Consider the following 21,918-nt stretch of genomic DNA (forward strand, 5'->3'; position numbering starts at 1 on the left):
GGGCATCACGCTGAACCTGTAGGAGCGAGGCTTGCCCGCGAAGGCGTCCTCTCAGACAACATATCCCCCCTCGCTCTACGCCTGACGGTATATCCCCGCTATACTCATCGGCTTTTCCGAAATATTTGCCTATTAGGGTCCCGCCGCGCATGGATAAGACCTACCAGCCGCACGCCATTGAAACTTCCTGGTACAACACCTGGGAGTCCGAGAACTATTTCGCCCCGCAAGGCGCGGGCGAGTCCTACACCATCATGATCCCGCCGCCGAACGTCACCGGCAGCCTGCACATGGGTCATGGCTTCAACAACGCGATCATGGACGCCCTGATCCGTTTCCGCCGCATGCAGGGTCGCAACACCCTGTGGCAGCCGGGCACCGACCACGCCGGTATCGCCACGCAAATGCTGGTGGAGCGTCAACTCGAAGCCCAGGGCCAGAATCGCCACGATCTGGGCCGCGACAAATTCCTCGAGAAAGTCTGGGAGTGGAAGGATCAGTCCGGCGGCAACATCAGCCGTCAGATCCGTCGCCTCGGTTCGTCCGTGGACTGGAGCCGCGAGCGCTTCACCATGGACGACGGCCTTTCCGAAGCCGTTAAAGAAGCCTTCGTACGCCTGCACGAAGACGGCCTGATCTACCGCGGCAAGCGCCTGGTCAACTGGGACACCAAGCTGCACACGGCGATTTCCGACCTTGAAGTGGAAAACCACGACGAAAAAGGTTTCCTGTGGAACCTCAAATACCCGCTGGCCGACGGCGCCAAGACCGCTGAAGGCAACGACTTCCTGATCGTCGCGACCACCCGTCCGGAAACCATGCTCGGCGACTCCGCCGTCGCGGTGAACCCGAACGACGAGCGCTATAAAGCCCTGATCGGCAAATTCGTCGAGCTGCCGCTGGTCGGCCGCCGCATCCCGATCATCGCCGACGATTACTGCGACCCTGAATTCGGCACCGGCTGCGTGAAAATCACCCCGGCCCACGATTTCAACGACTACGAAGTCGGCAAGCGCCACAACCTGCCGCTGCTGAATATCTTCGACAAGAACGCCAACGTTCTGCCGGCTGCTCAGGCATTCAACCTGGACGGCACGCTGAACGAGAGCATCGACGGCAAGATCCCGGCCGAATACGCCGGTCTCGAACGTTTCGAAGCGCGCAAGCAGATCGTTGCCGCCTTCGACGCCGCGGGCCTGTTGGTCAGCGTCGACGATCACAACCTGAAAGTGCCGAAGGGCGACCGTTCCGGCACCGTCATCGAGCCTTGGCTGACCGACCAGTGGTACGTGTCCACCAAGCCTTTGGCCGAGCCTGCGATTGCTGCCGTTGAAGACGGCCGCATCCAGTTCGTGCCCAAGCAATACGAAAACATGTACTTCTCGTGGATGCGTGACATCCAGGACTGGTGCATCAGCCGTCAGCTGTGGTGGGGCCACCGGATTCCGGCCTGGTACGACGAGTCGGGCAAGGTCTACGTCGGTCGCGACGAAGCCGAAGTGCGCGCCAAGCACAACCTCGGTGCCGACATCGCGCTGCAGCAGGACAACGACGTTCTCGACACCTGGTTCAGTTCCGGTCTGTGGACTTTCTCCACCCTGGGCTGGCCGGAGAAAACCGAGTTCCTGAAGAAATTCCACTCCACCGACGTACTGGTCACCGGCTTCGACATCATTTTCTTCTGGGTCGCCCGGATGATCATGCTGACCATGCACCTGATCAAGAACGAGGACGGCACCCCGCAGGTTCCGTTCAAGACCGTTTACGTGCACGGTCTGGTGCGTGATGGTCAGGGCCAGAAGATGTCCAAGTCCAAGGGCAACGTCCTGGACCCGCTGGACATCATCGACGGCATCGAGTTGGAAACCCTGGTGCAGAAGCGCACCTCGGGCCTGATGCAGCCGAAACTGGCGAAGAAGATCGAGAAAGCCACCCGCGACGAATTCGCCGAAGGTATCGCCAGCTACGGCACCGACGCCCTGCGCTTCACCTTCTGCTCGCTGGCGTCCACCGGTCGCGACATCAAGTTCGACATGGGCCGCGTCGAAGGCTATCGCAACTTCTGCAACAAGATCTGGAACGCCGCACGCTACGTGCTGGACAAGGGCGAAGACTGCGGCCAGAACGGCGAGGCCTACGAGCTGTCGCTGGCCGACCGCTGGATCATTTCGCAGCTGCAACGCACCGAAGCCGAAGTGACCCGCCAGCTGGACCAGTTCCGTTTCGACCTGGCCGCACAAGCCCTGTACGAGTTCATCTGGAACCAGTACTGCGACTGGTACCTGGAACTGTCCAAGCCTGTGCTGTGGGACGAGAACGCACCGGTCGAGCGCCAGCGCGGCACCCGTCGCACCCTGGTTCGCGTGCTGGAAGTGGCCCTGCGCCTGGCGCATCCGTTCATGCCGTTCATCACCGAAGAAATCTGGCAGCGCATCGCGCCGCTGGCCGGTATCGAAGGCAAGACGATCATGCTGCAACCTTGGCCGGTGGCCAATGAAGAGCGCATCGATCAGGCTGCCGAAGACGACATCGAATGGCTCAAGGGCCTGATGCTCGGCACCCGTAATATCCGTGGCGAAATGAACATCGGCCCGGGCAAACCGCTGCCGCTGTTCCTGAAGAACGTCAGCGCCGAGGATCAGCGTCGCCTCACCGAAAACGAAGCGCTGCTGAAGAAACTGGCTCGCCTGGAATCGATCACCGTGCTGACCGCAGGCCAGGAAGCACCACTGTCGGCGACCGCGCTGGTCGGCGAGATGGAAGTGCTGGTGCCGATGGCCGGGCTGATCGACAAGGGCGCCGAGCTTGCGCGTCTGGACAAGGAAATCCAGCGCCTGCAAGGCGAAGTGCAGCGCGTGGGCGGCAAGCTGTCCAACGCCGGTTTCGTCGACAAGGCCCCGGCTGAAGTCATCGAGAAAGAACGCGCCAAACTGGCCGAAGCCGAACAGGCTCTGGGCAAGTTGGCCGAGCAGCATGCGCGGATTGCCAGCCTGTAAGGGCAAATCGCAATGAAAAAGGGAGGCCCGCAAAGGCCTCCCTTTTTTGTGCCTGCCATTTTTCTCATCACCGACATAGAACCCTGTGGGAGCGGGCTTGCCCGCGAAAAGGGAGTGTCAGTGACTGATCAGGCGGATGACACACCGCATTCGCGGGCAAGCCCGCTCCCACAGGGTTATGTGTCGGTTTTGCAATTGGGTTCACACCCGCAGGATGTGGGACAATGCCCGCCACTTTCAGCCATGCCCGAATCAACACGCCCATGACCACCCCTCGTACACCCAAACCCGCGCGCAAAAAGCCTGACACCAAGGTACCGGCCAAAGCCGTGGAGCCTCGGGAGAAGGCCAGCCTGCATCCGCGCAACCGTCACCAGGGTCGTTACGACTTCCCGGCGCTGATCAAGAGCACGCCGGAGCTGGGCAAGTTCGTGATCATCAATCCGTACGGCAAGGAAAGCATCGACTTCGCCAGCCCCGAAGCGGTGCGGGTGTTCAATCGGGCGCTGCTCAAGGCGTTCTACGGCATCGCCCACTGGGACATTCCCGCCGATTACCTATGCCCGCCGGTGCCGGGGCGTGCCGATTACGTGCACTTTCTCGCCGACCTGCTGGCCAGCGGCAATGACGAGGTGATCCCCCGTGGCGCTGCGGTGAAGGTGCTGGACGTCGGTACCGGCGCCAATTGCGTGTACCCGCTGATCGGCCATAGCGACTACCGCTGGCACTTCCTCGGCTCCGACATCGATGCCACCGCCATCTCCGCAGCCAAGACCATCATTGCCGCCAACCGCCTGAACAAGGCGATCCAGATTCGCCAGCAGGCCAACCGCAAGCAGATCCTGCTGGGCCTGTTGGAGAGTGATGAGCGCTTCGACCTGACGATGTGCAACCCGCCCTTCCATTCCTCTCTTGAGGAAGCCACCCGTGGCAGCAGCCGTAAATGGCGGGCGCTGGGCAAGGCCGATCCGAAGCGCAAGCTGCCGGTGCTGAATTTCGGCGGTCAGGCGGCGGAGCTGTGGTGCGAGGGGGGCGAGGTGCGCTTCGTCACGCAACTGATCGGCGAGAGCGCGCAGGTGGGTCAGCAGGTGTTGTGGTTCAGCACCCTGGTGTCCAAGGCCTCGAACCTGCCGGCGATGCAGACTGCGTTGAAGAAGGCCGGTGCGCTGGAGAGCCGTGTGGTTGAGATGTCGCAGGGGCAGAAGCAGAGCCGGTTCGTGGCGTGGACGTTTCAGACGCCGGAGCAGCAGCAGGCGTGGCGCCAGCGCTGGAAATCCTGAACACCGTCCACTGTAGGAGCGAGCATGCTCGCGATGAACGTCCAGACAACGCTGGCAACCTGATGCCCCGCGTCATCGTTGACGACCATCGCGAGCATGCTCGCTCCTACAGTTGGTGCGCTGAAATTCAATAAATCGCAGACACAAAAAAACCGTGCCCGGATAGCTCCGTCGCACGGTTTTTTTATCGCTGCGTCTTACTTGTTCACAGCGTCGGTCAGGCCTTTGGCCACAACCAGCTTGATCACTTTCTTGGCAGGGATTTCGATGGCTGCGCCAGTCGAAGGGTTACGGCCGGTACGGGCAGGACGCTCAGTCACTTTCAGTTTGCCGATGCCTGGCAGGGTGATTTCGCCGCCGTTTTCCAGCTGATCGGCAACGATTTGGCCCAGTTGGTCCAGAGCGTTACGCGCGGTGGTTTTTGGCGCGTCGATGGCTTCAGCGATGTCGGCGATCAGTTGGTCTTTAGTAAGAGCCATTTAGTGTTCCTTCCCTATCAAATTTCATATGGATTGCAGAGTGCAGTGTCAGCCATCGAGCCCGATCTTCTGGATCTGGCACCCTCGGCGATAACCGCGACGAGTCGGGTTATAGATACCGAAATCAGGGTTTGGTTCGACCTGACATTTGCTGACTGCACGCTTAACGCAGTGACTACGCGTAAGACCGGGCAAAACTAGCACAGAGACGGGGAAATATCCGCCTCCGGCTGCCCTTTTGGTCAGCTTTATTGCTCTAAATCGGGAAAAAACAGCATATGCACCGTCGGTCGCCGTGCAATTGCCCTTCGAGCCGCGCCAAAAGCAGCGGTTGCGGTACACTGGGCGCTTTTTCGGGGAGCGGCGCTGCTCTCTGCAACCGCCGCTCAACAAGCCGCTCCAACCAGCCGAGAAGCCCATGCCGATCCGTCATTGCATCGTCCACCTGATCGACAAAAAACCCGATGGCACGCCTGCGGTTCTCCATGCCCGCGACTCGGAACTGGCCGAGTCCGCCGCCATCGAGAACATGCTGGCCGACCTCAATGAAAGCTATAACGCCAAACAGGGCAAAGCCTGGGGTCTGTTTCATCCGGAGTCTGGCGCCTTTCCGTTCAGCGGCTGGCTGAAGGAATACCTCGACGGCGGCCAGGACTTCACCGCGTTCAGTCGCGTGGCGGTTGAGCATCTGCAAAAACTGATGGAAGAATCCAACCTTTCGGTCGGCGGCCACGTGCTGTTCGCCCACTATCAGCAAGGCATGACCGACTACCTGGCCATCGCCCTCTTGCACCACAGCGAAGGCGTGGCGGTGACCGACGAGCTGGACGTGACCCCGTCCCGCCACCTGGACCTGGGCCAGTTGCACCTGGCGGCGCGGATCAACGTTTCCGAGTGGCAGAACAACAAGCAATCCAAGCAGTACATTTCGTTCATCAAGGGCAAGAACGGCAAGAAGGTCTCGGAGTACTTCCGCGACTTCATCGGCTGCCAGGAAGGCGTCGACGGCCCGGGCGAAACCCGCACCCTGCTCAAGGCGTTCAGTGACTTCGTCGAAAGCGAAGACCTGCCGGAAGATTCCGCTCGCGAGAAAACCAAGACATTGGTGGACTACGCCAGCAGCCAGGCCAAGCTCGGCGAGCCGATGGGCCTGGAAGAGCTGTCGGAGCTGATCGACGAAGAGCGCCCGAAAGCCTTCTACGATCACATCCGCAACAAGGACTACGGCCTGTCGCCGGAGATCCCGGCCGACAAGCGCACCCTGAACCAGTTCCGCCGCTTCACCGGCCGCGCCGAAGGCCTGTCCATCAGCTTCGAAGCGCACCTGCTGGGCTCGAAGATCGAGTACGACGAAGAAGCCGGCACCCTGATCATCAAAGGCCTGCCGACCTCGCTGACCGACCAGCTCAAGCGTCGTAACTGATGCTGGGCAGTGTGCTGAAGAAGGTTGCACTGGTCCTGCTGGTGGTTGTGGTCTATCAGAACTGGGGCAAGATCGAGCGGGTGTTCAACCCTTCGCAGATGGTGTCGGAGCAGACTCGCGCCAATGCCCGGGTCGTGCTGTACGCCACCGAATGGTGTGGCTACTGCAAACAGACCCGGCGCTTTCTCGATCAGAAAGGCATTCCGTACAGGGAATTCGATATCGAGAAAGACGCCGAGGCGCGCAAGGCCTACGAAGCGCTGGGCGGTGGCGGGATTCCGTTCGTAGACGTGAACGGCACGCTGATTCGCAAGTATGACCCGGAGGCGATCCTCGCCGCCCTGAAATAAACCCACCCCCCTGTAGGAGCGAGCATGCTCGCGATGGTCGTCAACGATAACGCTGGGTACCTGATACCCCGCGGTGTTCCGTCTACCATCGCGAGCATGCTCGCTCCTACAGGGAGCAGGTAGCGTCAGTGCCCTTCGAGGCGGAAGCCGAATCGCGGCACATGCACATGCACCACCCCGCCCCGCTCATCCTCACGCCGCACGATCAACTCCTCACTTCCTGCAAACACCAACTCCCCCGCCACCGGATCGCAGCCGTAGTCCGTCGCCGCAACGATCACCTGCTGCCCCACCTCAAACCCGTTCGGCTCCTCGAACTGCTCATCCGGCAACGCCGCCGGCGTAGCGTTACGCGCAACCTCCAATGCCTCCTCCGACGTCATCTCACTCGACGCCCCATGCCCAAACCCCAACACCCGCGCCAGCCACGCGGCAACCGCCGGGTAGTTATCCACAAGCGGCGCCGTCACAGGCGTGGCCTTGAGGAACCACATTGGATGGGCCAAGGCGAAGTCGGCGATCGACGGCTCACCGAACAGGTAATCGCCCTCCTCGCGCTGCAGCTGTTGCTCGAGCCGCGCCATGATCGTCGGCCATTGATGCTTCGCCTGCTCGGCACTCAACCGCGTGGAGCTGCCGCCGCTGAACAAACCGGCGCGATCGGCGAGGAACGCTTTGATCGCCTCCTGCGGCAGCTTGCCGAAACGCACGGCGATCGACTCCGGTTGAAACACCAGACTCACCGCATGCTGAAACATCACCGAATCGGCCCACGCGGCGAAAGCGGCGACGACCATTTCCTGGCCTTCAGGGAAAAACGCCGGCAGGGCCTTTTCCTGCTCCAGACGGCGGGCGATCAACGCGGTGTCGCAATAAATATCCGCGCCGATCTGCAGCACCGGCGTCTTGCGATAACCACCAGTCAATGCAGTGAGGTCAGGTTTCGGCATCACCGGCGAGATGTTTACCGAGCGCCAGGACAGGCCCTTGAAGCCCAGCAGCAAGCGCGCCTTTTCGGCGAATGGGGAGGTCGGGTAATGATGCAGGATCAACTCGGACATGCTCGGCTCCGCCGCACAAATATGAACTTGCAGCTTAGCGCGCAATGAACCGGCGGCCTACGGATCTGCCTGATAGGAACTTATCAGTCAGAGTGATGCTTGCGCGGCGAAGCTCGCCACCAGACATTCCTTGGCGCTTTTTCTGAGCTTCTTGATCAGCCGTTCCTGACGCAGCGCTTCGCTTTTGTCGCGGCAGACTTCGGTGTAGACCAGCGCCATGGCCGGGCTGGAAAGAAAGAACCGCGCGCCCTTGCCACTCTGGTGCTTGGCAAAGCGGCGCGCCGGATCGTCACTGATGCCGCAGTACAGCGAGCCGTTTTCCGCGCGCACCAGGTACACATACCAGGGCTTGCTGACCGGCAACGGTTCAACGGTAATGACGGGGGATGGGCTTGAGGTGCTCACGTAACGATCAAGGCTTGGAGGAAACAAGCCGCGATCTTATCAGCGACCGGCCTGAAATGCCTTCAGCCCCTTCAACGCCTGGCCGCGAACGGCGTTTCTCACCACCGGTGTCCAGCCCAGCAGCAAACCCTTGAAGCCCAGCGCCTGGCGCGACCAGGTCCACAAATCGAAGCTGTCGTGGTGCTCGCAGATCTTGCCGTCGCGAAACACGAAGCGCGCCTGAATGTCGTTGACCACGGTGTTGCCGGTCTGGCTGAACAGATAGGTCGCGACCCAATGCGCGCCACCGGCACGCTCGTCGCTGCGCACGTTATCGAAGGTAAGGGAGAAGTCCTTGGCGCGAGTAGTGAGCATCCGCCACATGTCGCCGGCATCACGCCCGCGCAATTCGCCGAACGCCGGATCGCTGAACACCACGTCATCGGTGTAGCAAGCCGCCATGGCCTCGGCATCCAGCCGCTGGAAAGCCTGGTAGAAGCGGGTGATCAGGGCGTTGTGGGCATCACTCATGGGCAGGCTCCGTGAAATCTTCATTAGGCCAGCACGATAGTCTGCGGGTGGGAGAATGACTATGGCCATTCACTATTTAAATAGTGGCACCGTCGCTTTCCGTGCCACTCGCCAAGCCATGCCCGGCGGGATTACAGGTAGACGATGTCCAGGGTGGCGCTGCCGTCCAGTGCGGTCTCGGCGGTGAGGACCCTCGGCTTGTTGATGGTTGTTGTCACCACGACATCAGTCGTGAATTTCTGCATGGCAATTGGCGCGTAGTCATGACCCGGTGCGTTGATCGTCCTCATCCAGCCGGGCTGCCAGATATGACCGGGGGATATCACGAACCAGCTGCGACCATCGAACGACTCCACGATGGGATGCACCACACCGTCAGCCAGCGCATTGGCCATCGACAATTGATAGATCCCGAGCTTGTGATTATTTTCACCCAGGCCCAAGCCAAAGGAAGAACGGCTGTTATCCGATTGGGTTCCCTCACGGTTGTCGGTGACTTTGACTGCGAAAAAAGTCGATGCATCGCAATTGACGCTCAATTGAACGGCCACCGGTTGCAGCGGTTTGCTGGTGACATCCTTGATTGAAATTTTCCCGTAATCAACCACACCACCATTGGACAACTGCGGCACACAGGCCGATGGCGTGATTTTTCCAGTCACCGACAAGTCTGTACTGGACGCAGCATTAACGTTCGTGGAACCGAGAATAAGCAGGGCAGTAGCGATACAACTTGAACGCTTGTTCATTGATTTATATTCCATGAGTTACTTGGCTAATTGCGGTCGCTACAGGGGTATTCAAATATTAAATTCGAACCCTGTTTCCGACCGCCCCCTATGGGCGCCGCAATTTAAGCTCGCGGAAAAGCATGAAGAAATACAACTAATACGAAACTCGCCCTGCTTCAGATTTATCGAACAAACAGCGAAACCTAGTGCAGCATCCCGCTCTCACGGGCGTAGGCGAACAGGTCCACATCCGTGGAAATACCCAGGCGCTGCATGGCCATGATTTTCTGTTTGCTGATGGTCGAGACGCTGCGTTTGAAGTGTTCGGCAATCTGGCTGACGGTCATGCCGCTGGCGAGCATTCTCACCACTTCGTGCTCCTTGGCCGACAGCGAGGGGGTGCCCGACTGGGCTTCGGCGTCGGCCTGGGCCAGCACCGTCTGCAACGAATCGCTGATGAAGCGCCGGCCCTCGCGGACGCACTTGATCGCCATTGGCAGCTCCTTGGCCGAGCCGTCCTTGGCGATGATCGCCATCACGCCCTCGGCAAACGCGGCCTTGAGCGTGGTGATGTTGGCCAGCACCGTGACCAGGATGATCGACATCGCCGGGTGATGCCTTCGCACCATGCTGAGCATTTTCAAGCCATCGGCCTGGACGTTGCCCGGCATGCAGAAGTCGGTGATCAGAAGATCACAGGGGGTGGTCGACAGCAGGTTCAGCAGGCTGTCCGGCCCGTCGGCTTCCCCTACGATTACACAGGTGCCGCTCAGGTCGGTGAGCATTCGCAGACCGATTCGAACGACAGGATGGTCGTCAGCAATGATTACGCGCATTGTCGGATTAATCCTGTTGGGTGACTGAATGGTCGAAAAATAGCGCCATCTTCGTGCCATCACAACGGCAAAAATCCTGCAAAAAAACACTGCGCCCAATGTATTCGGGGGTGAAGTTCTTTGTCCTATAAAACAATAAGAAGCGCCCTACACCCCAAGTGTTAAATGGACCACATAAAGGGACTACAGATATTACTTTCAAGCAATACAAACTGTAGTTGCTTACACAGCTTCCTACATCACGCCACCCGTTTTCGTATTAGTTGCATTCCTCATAGCGAATCTGATCGATAGATTTCGCCCCACCCACTCAGGGCAAGTACCAGCGCCGGACGATGCGCAGCCCGGGAAACTTTCAGACAACAAGTGGGCGCTTTTCGTATTTGTTGCATTTCGCCCCATGACCTCGATCGATAGATTGCGCCCTGCCCAAAAACGGGCACTCCCGACCATCCTTCTCAAGGAGAAGTGAACAATGGACAGACGTTCTCTTGCTCTATCAGGCGCCCTGCTGCTGGCCTTTACCCCCGTGGTATTGGCCGCCAGCAGCGCCGACCTGAGCGTCACCGGCAGCATCACGCCAAGCGCCTGCGCACCGACCCTGTCGGGCGGCGGCATCATCGATCACGGCAAGCTGACCTCGAAAAATCTCGCGCAGACCCTGCCGACCAGGCTGCCGCCAGGCGAAATGCAACTGCAGGTGGTCTGCGAAGGCCCGACGCTGTTCACCCTGACGACCCTGGACAACCGCTCCGGCACCTCGGCGGTCAACCCCAACTACCACGGACTGGGCACCGTCAACGAAGACCAGAACCTGGGCAGCGTGGGCCTCGGCGTGTTCGAGCCGCGGGCGGACAACAACCCGGTGATCACCATCATGTCCCGGGACAACGGCGCCAACTGGGCGCCTTCGTCCTATCTGGGGCACTCGGGCTTGACGGCGTTCGCCAACGCGGCCGATCCGCGCACGCCCATCCCTCTGCAGACCCTGAGCGCCAGCCTGCGCGCCAACACCATCATCGCGCCGGCCAAGGACCTGACCCTGCTGGACGAGTTGGCCATCGACGGGCACGTGACGCTGCAGATCACCTACTGACAGGCCGGGCCTTTCAACTGATTTCAATAAAGGAGCTACACCGTGAAAACGACTTTCAACACCCTCTTCGGCGCCATGCTGCTGGCCGGCAGCGCCAGCGCTTTTGCCGCTTCCAGTGTCGATCTGACCGTGACCGGGATGATCACCCCGAGTGCCTGTGAGCCGACTCTGTCCCGAGGCGGAGTGGTGGATTACGGCAAGATTTCGGCGAAGGATTTGAATGCTGACACGCCGACCATGCTTGAAAAGCAAACCGTGCAACTGATCCTCACCTGCGACGCCGCGACCTTGGCGGCCATTGAAGCCAAAGACAACCGGGAAGGTTCGGCCATCATCGATGACCCTGATGAATTTGGTCTGGGGCTAATCAATGGCAACCAAAAACTGGGCAGCATGAACTTAAGGCTTTTCACTCCCGTAGCCGACGGCGCAACGGTCAGAACCGTCGGTTCTCAAGACAACGGTGCTACTTGGTACGAAGAGGTTTACCTGACGCGCGACAACATCGTCTCGGTAGCCGAAGCTAGCAGCATGGTCCCTCTTCCTTTCCAGACATGGGCTTCTGACGTTCGCATCTCGCCGCGTATCGCTCCCACTAACTCACTGACCCTCACCAACGAAGCAGCCATCGACGGCTCGGTAACTTTGACAGTGCGTTACCTGTAACCCACCGATAAACCGAGAGCGGCCGTTCCCTCCCCTGCGGTCGCTCTCACCCACACGTGCTGACAAGGACTTCAGACCTTTATGAAACACGCAACTTCACACCTCTTCGTCCTGCTGTGCCTGCTGAGTTTCAAACAACAGGCCATGGCCGCCACCGAGGTCGAACTGAATGTGGTGGGCCAGATCACCCCCAATGCCTGCGACGTGCTGCTGTCGGACAACGGCATCGTCGACCACGGCAAGGTGCCGGCTCGCACCCTCAATCAATACGAACTCAGCCCCTTGCCCGGCCGGCAGCTGGACCTGAGCGTGAGTTGCAACGAAGCCCTGCTGTTCGTGCTGGTCGGTCGTGACAACCGCGCCGACTCGTCTCTCGGGCCGGGGTTTTATTACGGTCTGGGCTGGAACGTGAACGCACCGGACGAACGCCTGGGTGCGGTGAGCCTGGCCTTTCGCGGTGCAGTGGCCGACGGTCAGCCTGCACTGGTACTGGCCTCGAGCAACCTGGGCCTGACCTGGTTTCCGGAAAACAACATCTACCCGAACAACTACATGGGCTTCGCCAAGCCCGGCACGCTGGTACCGGAACCCCATCGCCTGTTGACGGCCACCCTGAGCATCAACACCTCGATCAACGCCGCGAGTTTCCTGACCCTCAATCAGGAGGTGCCGCTGGACGGCGCCATCGTCCTCGACCTGAGATACCTCTAGCCATGTCGACTCTCTCCAACCCCTCTTTCATACAGGGCCTGATCATGAAATTTTCCAACGGCGCTCGCTGCCTGAGCCTGTACCTGGGCACCCTGGCCTTTCTGCTCTGCGGCCATGCGCTGGCCGACGGCATGGTGCCGGACACTTCGGTGGTGATCGTCAACGAAGACGACGGTGAAGCCTCGGTGTCGGTGACCAACACCGACGCGACCCTGGCCCTGCTCCACGTCACCCTCGAAGACATCCCCGAGGACAAGGAATCGCTGCTGTTCGTCACGCCACCACTGGCCCGGGTCGAACCGTCCAAGAGCCAACTGGTGCGTTTCATCATGCAGTCCTCCACGCCGCTGACCACCCAACGCCTGAAGCGGGTGATTTTCGAAGGCATGCCTCAGGACCGTCCGCCGGCGCAGGCCGGACACGCGCGGGTCGGTGTGACGGTGCGCCAGAACCTGCCGGTGATCCTGCATCCCAAGGGCCTGGCGCCCAATCGCACCCCGTGGACGGGACTGGCCTGGAGCCTGAAAAACGATCAGCTCAGCGTGCACAACCCATCGCCTTATGTGGTGCGCCTTGCTCAGGAACTGACGCTGCTGCCCGGCAACGGCCCGGCCCTGTTGCCACGTACTTACGTGTTGCCGGGGGAAACCCTGAGCGTCGCGGTCAACGGCGCCACCGGCACCAGCGTGCGCATGCAGCCGGCCACGGTGTACGGCTTTGCGGTGCCGCATTACGAGGCGCCGATCGAGTCCTGACACCCACTACCACCGCGCGACGAAGGAACGCCAAGCGCCGAGCTTCCAGGCCACGGTTTTTCAGCCGTAGCCACGGCGTGGCTGACCCGCAACCCAAGGTCAGCACGCCGGCATAACCCCAAGTGAATCCCATGAACACAGTATCGATTTACCGTGATGGCGAAGCCATGCCCGCTGTTCGGCCAACCGCTCACCCGCGGTTGCGACGCACTCTGGTGCTGGCCCTGCTGCTGACCAACGCGCTGGTGGTGCTCGACGCCCACGGTGATGAGTTGTTGCTGGCGCAATTCGACGTCAGCACCCTGCGCCAGCGCGGCATCGACCCGGCCCTGGCGACCATGATGATGAAGGCGCCGCGCTTCAACGCCGGTCGGCATTCGGTGACGCTGACCGTCAATGGCCAGCGCCACGGCCGCGTCGACGTGGCCTTCGACCGTTCCGGAGCGCTGTGCTTCGACCGCACCCTGCTCGACAAGGCCAACCTGATCGTGCCGGAACGGACGCTGGACGATGGCCGCTGCTACGACTTTCTCGACAGCTCGCCGCAAACCAGCATCGAGCAGGACCCGGCGAACCTGGCCCTGGCGCTGATCGTGCCCACCGACGCCATTCGCCCGGTGGTGCGTGATGTGTCCGGCTATCAGACCGGTGGATTCGCCGCGCTGCTCAATTACGACGTGACTGGTCAGCACAGCCGTTTCGCCGGGGATTCGAGCCGCTATTCCTCGGCCAACACCGAGCTTGGCTTCAATGCCGGTGACTGGATCGTACGCAGCCGCCAGGTGCAGACCTGGCAGGACGACGTGTCCCGCACCACCCATATCGCCGCCTATGCCCAACGGACTTTCGCCAGCCATGAAGCGGTGCTGCAGGCCGGGCAGATCAACCTCTACAACCCGGTGCTGGCCGGCGCGCAGATCACCGGCGTGCAGGTGCTCAACGAACAGGCGCTGCAAGTCGAAGGGGAAAGTGCGGTCATCGAAGGCATCGCCAACAGCCAGGCCCAGGTCGAGGTGCGGCAGAACGGTTCGCTGATCTATTCCACGGTGGTGCCCGCCGGGCCCTTCGCCCTGACCAACGTGCGGCGTCTGAACAACCGTTCCGACGTCGAAGTCACGGTCAAGGAAGAGGACGGCAGCCAGCGCAGCTTCACGGTACCCGCCGCCATGCTCGGCATCGGTCTGCCGGCAGCGGGTTTCTCGCTGGCAGCCGGTACGGTGCGCAGTGTCGGCAATGACGAAAGTGGCGATCCATGGGTGATCAGCGGCGGCTGGAGCGGCGCGCTGCATCCGCAGGTACTGCTCAGCGCCGGTCTCACCGGTGCCGAGGACTACCGCGCGGCGGGTGCAGGCCTTGGGTTGTTGCCTTCGCCGGAAACCCAGATTCAAGCCACGCTGACCGGCGCCGACGCCAGCGGCCGGCAGTCGAGCCAGGGGCTTCAGGCCGACCTCAACGTCTCGCACCGTTTCAGCGAACGCTGGGCCTTCAATGCCGGCAGTTCCTACCGGACCCTGGGCTATCGGGAACTGGAAGACGCGGTGTTCGACACCAGCAGCGACGACCGCCAATCCCGCTACCGCGACCAGCAAAGCGCCGCGTTGTCCTGGTCGCACCCATGGGCGGGCGCCTTCAGTGGCGGCTTCAGCCAGTCGAGTTCGTTCGACGGCCAGAGCACCAGCCGCGCCCTCGCCTCCTGGGGCACCACCATTGGCGGCGTGTCGGTCTCGGCCACCGCCGAATGGCAAGTCAGCGGCGCCGACCGCAACGACGACAGCGTCTACCTCAATCTCAGCATTCCCCTGGGCGAGAACCGCCGGGCGCGGACCTGGGTGCGTAGCTCCGCCGGCGATCACCGCAGCGGCGTGGGCTTGAGCGAGCAGATCAACGATCAACTGGCCTATCGGGTCGGCGTCGAACACGACACCCGCGACAGGCAAGTGCAGTCCTCGGCCGGCGTATCGCTGCTGCCGCGCTACACCCAGCTCGATCTGAACTACACCCGCAGCGACTCCGAACGCTCCAGCTATCAGGCCAGCGCCCGTGGCGGCGCGGTGCTGCACGGCGGTGGCCTGACGCTGTCGCCGTACCCGATCAGCGACACCTTCGCCCTGCTGTCGGTGGGCGAGATGGGTGCGATCAAGGTCTCGACGCCGAGCGGTCCGGTGTGGACCGACTGGCAGGGCCAGGCGGTGATCCCGCAACTGGCGGCCTACGGCAAGAGCCCGGTGGAAGTCGACACCAAGAGCCTGCCGCGCAACGCCGACATCAACAACGGCCTGGCAGTGCTGTCCGCCGGACGCGGCGCGGTCGACAAGGTCGAGTTCGGCGTCACCCTGACCCGCCGCGCCTTGCTGCAGGTCACCACGGTCAACGGTGCACCGCTGCCTCGCGGCGCCACCGTCAGCAGCGAAGACGGCGAGTTCGTCACCCTGGTTCAGGAAGGCGGCCAGGTGTTCCTGCCCAACGTGCTCGACAGCCGCGCGCTGTTTATCCAGGCGCCGGGCGTCGAGCGTTGTGAACTGCGCTTCGAGCTGCCGGAAGACGCCGACGTCGACGCCTATTACGAAACCGCCCCCGCCAAGTGCCGCGCGCTATGAGGATGACCATGAACCTGTCCCGCTTATTACTGGCCACCCTCGCGCCTCTGGCGCTGAGCGGCTTCACGCCTCAGGCCTGGGCCTCGGCTGAAGACTGCCAGTTCAATCTCAGCCAGCCGCTGCTGGATTACGGCCTGATGAACCGGGCGATCCGCGCTGATTCGGCCGCCGAGCGCAATCTGGGCGAGCGTCGCCAGAGCCTGAACCTGAGCTGCGCCGCGCCCACCGACATGAGCCTGTTCTACCGGGCGATGGCGGCGACGGCCCAGCGCTTTCACTTCGCCGACCGTGGCAGTTATCAGATTCGCGTTCGCGATGCGGTGCTCGACGGTCAGTCCGTGGAGCTCGGGCTGATTGCCGGAGCGGGCCAGCCGCCTTCGGAAACTTCTTCAAATTTGATCTGGCGCCCGGAGCACGGCGTGGTCCCGGTACGGTCCGGCGCGCCGACTAAGGGCCGCACGTTCTCGGCGCAGCTTGAGGTGACGGCCTGGGTCCAGGAACAAGGCATGCAGATACGCGATGCCGTGACCTGGGAAGCCAACGGCGTGTTCGATGCCATCGGTGCCGACCGCAGCCGCGAGACGACCTTGCGTGCGCGCTTCGCCCCGGCGGCGTGCGAGCCGGCGCTGTCCAACGGCGGCGTGGTCGACTTCGGCAACCTGACCATCAACGACCTCAACCCCGACAAGCCCACCCGCCTGCCGCCGCGCTCGCTGATGCTGCGCGTCGGCTGCGATGCGCCCACCGCCTTCGCCCTGATCATGCACGACAACCGCGCAGGCTCGGCGACCGTCGACAGCGAGATCTACTACGGCCTCGGCACCGACGGGCGTAACAACAAAATCGGCCTGTACTCGGTGATCGTCGACCCGGCCGACGCCAGCGCCGACAGCTTCGCGCGCCTCTATCGAACCGACTCCACCACGGCCGGCGTGGCCTGGAGCACGTCCAGCGCCAACCCGATTTCCATCGCCAGAAACAGCTACGTGAGTTTCACCGCCAGCGCCGGCAGCAATGCTGGCCCCGAGATGATCCAGAACCTCAGCACCACGGTCACCGTCGACGCCGTGATCGCGCCCAGCAACAGCCTCGATTTGAGCAACGCCATCGACCTCGATGGCGCGGGGACGATCGAGATTATTTATCTGTAACACCAACCAAAACCCTGCCGAACCCGGGGCGAATGCCACGAGCCAGGTGGGAATACAACCAAGGAAGTGAGTCGTAAAAATGAAGAAGTACCTTGCAGCTTTGTCCGCCACTGCACTCGTCAGCATCGCGCCGCATGCGATGGCCGCGTCGAGCGCTGATCTCGCCGTCACCGGCTCTATCACGCCGACCGCTTGCACGCCGAGCCTGTCCGGTAACGGCAATGTCGACTACGGCAAGATTTCGTCGAAGGACTTGAGCCTGGACAACAACACTGAGCTGGAACAGCGCACTGTGTTCCTCACCGTCAATTGCGATGCCGCCACCCGTTTCGCGCTGCAGGGCATCGACAACCGTCTGGGCTCCAGCAATACGGTCTCGGCCTTCGGTCTTGGGAAAATCAACGGTACCCAGAATCTGGGGCGTTACATGTTGGGCATGGCCAGCGCTGTCGCAGACGGCGTGGCGGTACAGCCGATCAAATCCAAGGACGGGCAAACCGACTGGCACGGCCACATCTTCTGGATGCCCGGCGATTACGCATCGGTAGCCAGCACGGCTGACCTCACCCAGCCGATTCTGGTCAAGGACATGGACATGGAGCTGCTCATCGGCACGTTGATCTACCCGGCCAGAGGCCTGGACCTGACCAACGAGGTGAACATCGACGGTTCGGCGACGCTGGAAATGAAATACCTGTAAGGCCTGACGCTGAACTGCTCACAGCGTCATGGCGCGTGAGCGGTTCGGTCTCCATAAGAAGAACGACCTTTAATCACGGAGCTAACCAAACATGAAAAATTATCTGGCAGTACTGTCCACCACCGCATTGATCAGCTTTGCGCCGTATGCGCTGGCGGCGTCCAGTACGGATCTGAGTGTTACCGGGACGATTACACCGAGTGCTTGTGCGGTGAGTTTGTCCGGTGGCGGGAGTATCGATATAGGGAAGGTTTCGGCGAAGGATCTTAAGCCCACATCTAGCACACAAGTCGGCGTCAACCCTCTGCAACTGACCATGACCTGTGATTCAGCGACCCTTGTTGCCCTGAAATCAATCGACAACAAAGAAGGGACAGCCACGGAAGACGTCTACTTTGGATTGGGTTTGACCAACGCCGGAGAAAAGCTCGGCTTCTCCATGCTGGCGATCAACCAGACCACCGCGGATGCGCAAGTGGCTCAGGCCATTGGGTCGACCGATGGAGGGGCGACCTGGGATAGAGCACGCGTCGTAAACAAAACTCTATTGCTTTCAGTTGGCACCGCCGCCGACCCGGGTACTCCGATTCAGGTCAAAGACGTTCTTATGGACATGGAGGTCCATACCTTCATCGCCCGTGCCGACAGCCTGACCCTCACCGACGAAGTCACCATCGACGGCTCCGCCACCATCGAAGTGAAGTACCTGTAAGGCCACGCCGCTGAACTGCTCACAGCGTCGCGGCGCGTGAGCGGTTCGGTGTCGAACTTGAACCTCACACTTTCAACAGATGAGCATCCAATGAAGCAGTATTTCGCAGCACTTGCCGCCACCACATTGATAAGCCTTGCGCCGCATGCAGTGGCTTCCACCACCGACCTGACCCTCACCGGCACCATCACGCCGGCGGCCTGCACACCCAACCTGTCGGAAGGCGGCGTGGTCGACCTCGGGAAAATTTCGAAGAGCGATCTCAACCTGACCGGCAACACAGTCGTAGGCACACAGACGATGTACTTGAACGTCAGCTGTGTCTCTCCGGCCAAATTCGCCCTGCGTTCGATCGACAACAAAGCCGGAACACCGTCCAACCGAGACTGGTATGGCCTGGGCCTGACCGAAGCCGGCGAGAAGATCGGATTCCTTATCCCGATCATGAAGAGCACCCTGGCTGACGGGCAAACGGCGCAGTCGATCATTTCGTGGGACAACGGCGCGGTCTGGACCGGCCACCATCACCTGAGGCCGAACCTGCTGATATCGGCCGCGGCGCCCTCTGACCACTCCACCCCGATCCCCGTCCAGGACCTCGCGCTCGAGCTGGCGCTGACCACCTACATCGCCCGCGCCGACAGCCTCACCTTGACCGACGAGGTCAATGTCGACGGCTCCGTGACCTTTGAAATGAAGTACCTCTAACAAGTAGCTCTAAAGAGAAAACCGCTCGCACCGGGATCGGTGCGAGCGGCTCATTGAACCTGTTTAACGAAAAGGAACTTCGCGAATGAAACCTCAGTTCGCCGTATTCGCTTTATTGATCAGCACCACGCCCCACGCCCTCGCGGCATCCACCGTCGACCTGACCGTCAAAGGCAAAATCACCCCCATCGCCTGCACCCCGGGCCTGTCCAACAACGGCCTGGTCGACTACGGAAAGATCTCCTACAAAAGCCTGAGCGCCGACAAGCGCACGCAGTTGCACGACAAGACCCTGGACTTCACGCTGCAGTGCAACGGCCCGGCGCGTTTCGCCCTGGTGATGCGCGACAACCGCGACGGCTCGGCCATCGTCAACAGCGAGATTTACTACGGGCTGAATCACGACAACAGCGGCAACAAGATCGGCCTGTATTCGCTGAACTTCGACCCGACCCAGACCGTGGTCGATGGCTGGTCCCAGGTGTTTCGCACCGACTCCACCACCGGCGGCGTGGCCTGGAGTTCCTCCAACAGCCGCTCGATTCCGATTGGCGCCCGCAGCTACCTGGGCTTCACTGATGTGGCCGGCAGCAGCGCCGGACCGATCGCCATCCAGAGCCTGAGCAGCCGGGTGACCATCGAAACCGTCATCGCGCCCACCGCCGAGCTGGATGTCAGCACCGACATTCAACTCGACGGCTCGGCGACGCTGGACGTGGTTTACCTTTGACTCAGACCTTCTCGCTGACCACCTGGACATACAACGAACGCCCGGCGCCAAGCCCCGCACTGATGGCGCCGAGGCCGAGCACAGCGAAGATCCAGCCCACGGCGTTCCAGCCGCCGGTCCAGTCGTGGACGATGCCCACCGCGAACGGGCCCATGGACGCCAGGGTGTAACCGAAGCCCTGGGCCATGCTCGACAGGTTGGCCGCCACGTGGGAATCGCGCGATCGCAGCACGATCAGGGTCAAGGCCAGGCTGAATGTGGCGCCCTGCCCCAGGCCAAGCAGAATCGCCCAGCCCCACAGGCCTTCGATCGGTGCGTAGAGGCAACCGAACAGACCGCCGAGGGTCATTACCATGACCACCACGATGGCCGGGCGTTGATCCTTACCGCGTGTGGCCAGCCAGGGCGCGGCCAGCGAGCTGATCAACTGAACGATCACCGAACCGGACAGCACCAGACCGGCCTGGGTCGGGGTCAGGCCGCGACCGATGAGGATCGACGGCAACCAGCCGAACACGATGTAGGCCAGGGACGATTGCAGGCCCATGTACAGCGTCACCTGCCAGGCCAGCGGATCGCGCAGCAGGCCGCGCACGCGATAGGCGACCTGATGCGAGCCGTGTTTCTGACCGGTTTGCGGCAGCCAGAAAATCGCCGCGGCGAGTGCCGGAACCACCCAGAAGCCCAGGCCCAAGGCCCAGCTTTTATCGAAGTGTTCGCTCAACGGCACGGTCGCACCCGCCGCCATCGCCGCGCCCAGGCACAGGGCCATGGTGTAGACGCCGGTCATGGTGCCGGCCTGTTTCGGGAAGTCGCGCTTGACGATGCCCGGCAGCAGCACGCCGATGATGCCGATGCTCGCACCTGCCAGCACGCTGCCGGCGAACAGGCCGATCGGCCCGAAGGAACTGCGCAGGATGATGCCGCAGGCCAACGTCAGGAGAATGCCCAGCACCACGCGTTCGGCGCCGAAACGTCGCGCCAGCACCGGCGCCAGTGGCGCGAACAGGCCAAGGCAGAGCACCGGCAGAGTCGTCAGCAAACCGGCCTGGGACGCCGACAATCCGAGGCTTTTCGACACCTCGCTGAGCATCGGCGCCATGCTCGACAGCGCCGGGCGCAGGTTCAGCGCCACCAGAATCAGCCCCAGCAACAGCAGCCATGGCCGGCGCAGGACCGGATGGTTTTGCTGCACCTGCGCGTCATCGGCCTCGGCGTCGATCAGCAACTCATCGAGTTCCGCCGTGCGTTTGGAATGGGGAGTCTGGTTGCTGGACATGGTGTTCTCGGTTTCAAGGTTCATTGATCAACTGCCTCGACAAGGCTTTGGCCCGCTCGGGGTCCCGTTGCTCGACGGCATCGAGCAGTTCGATATGCAGGTCGAACACTTCCTGACGCCGCGGGGTGACATTCAGGCAGTGGCGCAATTGCTCGCCGACGACGCTGGAGAAATAGCGATACAGCTCGCTGAGGGTGGGGTTGTGCGCAGCGTCGACAAGGCGCCGGTGGAACACCAGATCGCAGGCGATGTAGGTGTCGAGATCGCCGTGGTAGTGACTGCCGCTGACGCCTAGCGCTTGGCGCAAGGCCACCAGGTCTTCCTCGGTCCGGCGCAAGGCTGCCAGGCCAATCGCCTCGACCTCGAGGATGTGCCGGGTCTCCCGCGCATGTTCCAGCGAGCACTGTGAGAGCACTTTCACGGTATCCAGCGGATCGACCACCGCCCGCAAGTAACTGCCGTCGCCCTGACGGATCTCGATCAACCCGGAAAACGCCAACACCCGCATGGCTTCACGCACGGTGTTGCGGCTGATGCCCAGCTCGGCAGACAGCTCGGGTTCGGTGGGCAGCCGCTGACCGACCACCCATACACCCTGGTTGATGCGCTGGCGCAACTGATCCAGGGCCTGGTCGACCAGGGATCTTTTTACTAGTGGAGAAATTTCTGACATTGGATTCGCCCTTTCATCCAATCATAGGATGAATTTTCCTACAGGGTAATCAGCTCCGAGTAGGACGGC

Annotated in this window: 23 protein-coding genes; 14 read left to right on the forward strand and 9 right to left on the reverse strand. The window is 61.5% G+C overall.

Annotated features, from left to right (window positions below; all coding sequences use genetic code 11):
* The first annotated feature begins 149 nt into the window (after positions 1-149).
* Together ACW9JE_RS11975 and rlmF are read left to right on the forward strand one after the other, a co-directional pair.
* Entirely contained in the window at positions 150-2,996 is a 2,847-nt protein-coding gene (locus tag ACW9JE_RS11975; RefSeq protein WP_224534371.1) for a valine--tRNA ligase, read from the forward strand.
* A 263-nt stretch (positions 2,997-3,259) separates the two neighbouring features.
* Complete coding sequence (rlmF, locus tag ACW9JE_RS11980) at positions 3,260-4,276, forward strand: 23S rRNA (adenine(1618)-N(6))-methyltransferase RlmF (protein ID WP_457432888.1); 1,017 nt, start codon at positions 3,260-3,262, stop codon at positions 4,274-4,276.
* Here the strand turns inward: rlmF and ACW9JE_RS11985 are convergent.
* Together ACW9JE_RS11985 and ACW9JE_RS11990 are read right to left on the reverse strand one after the other, a co-directional pair.
* Positions 4,228-4,374, reverse strand: coding sequence for a hypothetical protein (locus tag ACW9JE_RS11985; RefSeq protein WP_457432874.1), 147 nt, complete (start codon positions 4,372-4,374; stop codon positions 4,228-4,230). The genes rlmF and ACW9JE_RS11985 overlap by 49 nt on opposite strands.
* 99 nt (positions 4,375-4,473) lie before the next feature.
* Positions 4,474-4,755 (reverse strand): HU family DNA-binding protein, encoded by a 282-nt coding sequence (locus tag ACW9JE_RS11990; RefSeq protein WP_003221909.1) that lies wholly within the window; start codon positions 4,753-4,755, stop codon positions 4,474-4,476.
* Between the two features lie 418 nt (positions 4,756-5,173).
* Here ACW9JE_RS11990 and yejK point away from each other — a divergent pair, with 418 nt between their 5' ends.
* Together yejK and ACW9JE_RS12000 are read left to right on the forward strand one after the other, a co-directional pair.
* Positions 5,174-6,178, forward strand: a complete 1,005-nt coding sequence (gene yejK, locus ACW9JE_RS11995; protein WP_175377889.1) for a nucleoid-associated protein YejK — start codon at positions 5,174-5,176, stop codon at positions 6,176-6,178.
* Complete coding sequence (locus ACW9JE_RS12000; RefSeq protein ID WP_224534374.1) at positions 6,178-6,528, forward strand: glutaredoxin family protein; 351 nt, start codon at positions 6,178-6,180, stop codon at positions 6,526-6,528. Before yejK ends, ACW9JE_RS12000 begins: the two co-directional genes overlap by 1 nt.
* A 125-nt stretch (positions 6,529-6,653) precedes the next feature.
* Here the strand turns inward: ACW9JE_RS12000 and ACW9JE_RS12005 are convergent, their stop codons facing one another.
* From ACW9JE_RS12005 to ACW9JE_RS12025, 5 genes are all read right to left on the reverse strand, one after another.
* Positions 6,654-7,589 (reverse strand): glutathione S-transferase family protein, encoded by a 936-nt coding sequence (locus ACW9JE_RS12005; RefSeq protein WP_224534376.1) that lies wholly within the window; start codon positions 7,587-7,589, stop codon positions 6,654-6,656.
* Between the two features lie 87 nt (positions 7,590-7,676).
* Entirely contained in the window at positions 7,677-7,994 is a 318-nt protein-coding gene (locus tag ACW9JE_RS12010; RefSeq protein ID WP_224534377.1) for a GIY-YIG nuclease family protein, read from the reverse strand.
* Positions 7,995-8,033: 39 nt separating this feature from the next.
* Complete coding sequence (locus tag ACW9JE_RS12015; RefSeq protein ID WP_457432875.1) at positions 8,034-8,504, reverse strand: nuclear transport factor 2 family protein; 471 nt, start codon at positions 8,502-8,504, stop codon at positions 8,034-8,036.
* A 131-nt stretch (positions 8,505-8,635) separates the two neighbouring features.
* On the reverse strand, positions 8,636-9,253 hold the full coding sequence (locus ACW9JE_RS12020) for a DUF1120 domain-containing protein (RefSeq protein ID WP_224534381.1): 618 nt from the start codon (positions 9,251-9,253) through the stop codon (positions 8,636-8,638).
* Positions 9,254-9,438: 185 nt separating this feature from the next.
* A complete protein-coding gene (locus ACW9JE_RS12025; protein WP_457432876.1) occupies positions 9,439-10,071 on the reverse strand; it encodes a response regulator in 633 nt (210 codons plus the stop codon).
* 475 nt (positions 10,072-10,546) lie between these two features.
* Between ACW9JE_RS12025 and ACW9JE_RS12030 the strand changes: the two genes are divergently transcribed.
* The 10 genes from ACW9JE_RS12030 to ACW9JE_RS12075 all read left to right on the forward strand — a co-directional run bounded on the left by ACW9JE_RS12030 (position 10,547) and on the right by ACW9JE_RS12075 (position 19,897).
* A complete protein-coding gene (locus ACW9JE_RS12030) occupies positions 10,547-11,167 on the forward strand; it encodes a DUF1120 domain-containing protein (RefSeq protein ID WP_457432877.1) in 621 nt (206 codons plus the stop codon).
* Positions 11,168-11,209: 42 nt separating this feature from the next.
* A complete protein-coding gene (locus tag ACW9JE_RS12035) occupies positions 11,210-11,833 on the forward strand; it encodes a DUF1120 domain-containing protein (protein WP_457432878.1) in 624 nt (207 codons plus the stop codon).
* A gap of 81 nt (positions 11,834-11,914) precedes the next feature.
* Complete coding sequence (locus ACW9JE_RS12040) at positions 11,915-12,544, forward strand: DUF1120 domain-containing protein (protein WP_457432879.1); 630 nt, start codon at positions 11,915-11,917, stop codon at positions 12,542-12,544.
* Between the two features lie 44 nt (positions 12,545-12,588).
* Complete coding sequence (locus ACW9JE_RS12045) at positions 12,589-13,299, forward strand: fimbria/pilus chaperone family protein (RefSeq protein WP_457432881.1); 711 nt, start codon at positions 12,589-12,591, stop codon at positions 13,297-13,299.
* Between the two features lie 131 nt (positions 13,300-13,430).
* Positions 13,431-15,896: a fimbria/pilus outer membrane usher protein gene (locus tag ACW9JE_RS12050; RefSeq protein ID WP_457432882.1), complete on the forward strand. Its 2,466-nt coding sequence runs from the start codon at positions 13,431-13,433 to the stop codon at positions 15,894-15,896.
* Between the two features lie 8 nt (positions 15,897-15,904).
* Positions 15,905-17,047 (forward strand): DUF1120 domain-containing protein, encoded by a 1,143-nt coding sequence (locus tag ACW9JE_RS12055; protein WP_457432883.1) that lies wholly within the window; start codon positions 15,905-15,907, stop codon positions 17,045-17,047.
* A gap of 79 nt (positions 17,048-17,126) precedes the next feature.
* On the forward strand, positions 17,127-17,747 hold the full coding sequence (locus ACW9JE_RS12060; RefSeq protein WP_224534405.1) for a DUF1120 domain-containing protein: 621 nt from the start codon (positions 17,127-17,129) through the stop codon (positions 17,745-17,747).
* A gap of 91 nt (positions 17,748-17,838) precedes the next feature.
* Positions 17,839-18,459, forward strand: a complete 621-nt coding sequence (locus tag ACW9JE_RS12065) for a DUF1120 domain-containing protein (protein WP_224534406.1) — start codon at positions 17,839-17,841, stop codon at positions 18,457-18,459.
* Positions 18,460-18,549: 90 nt separating this feature from the next.
* Positions 18,550-19,167: a DUF1120 domain-containing protein gene (locus tag ACW9JE_RS12070; RefSeq protein WP_224534408.1), complete on the forward strand. Its 618-nt coding sequence runs from the start codon at positions 18,550-18,552 to the stop codon at positions 19,165-19,167.
* A gap of 85 nt (positions 19,168-19,252) precedes the next feature.
* Positions 19,253-19,897: a DUF1120 domain-containing protein gene (locus ACW9JE_RS12075; protein ID WP_457432884.1), complete on the forward strand. Its 645-nt coding sequence runs from the start codon at positions 19,253-19,255 to the stop codon at positions 19,895-19,897.
* 1 nt (position 19,898) lies between these two features.
* On the opposite strand, the gene ACW9JE_RS12080 is transcribed toward ACW9JE_RS12075, so the two are convergent.
* A complete protein-coding gene (locus tag ACW9JE_RS12080; protein WP_224534412.1) occupies positions 19,899-21,200 on the reverse strand; it encodes a CynX/NimT family MFS transporter in 1,302 nt (433 codons plus the stop codon).
* Positions 21,190-21,849: a FadR/GntR family transcriptional regulator gene (locus ACW9JE_RS12085; protein ID WP_457432885.1), complete on the reverse strand. Its 660-nt coding sequence runs from the start codon at positions 21,847-21,849 to the stop codon at positions 21,190-21,192. The genes ACW9JE_RS12080 and ACW9JE_RS12085 overlap by 11 nt, the downstream gene beginning before the upstream one ends.
* Between the last annotated feature and the right edge of the window lie 69 nt (positions 21,850-21,918).

This window comes from Pseudomonas sp. SDO55104_S430 (assembly GCF_054070595.1).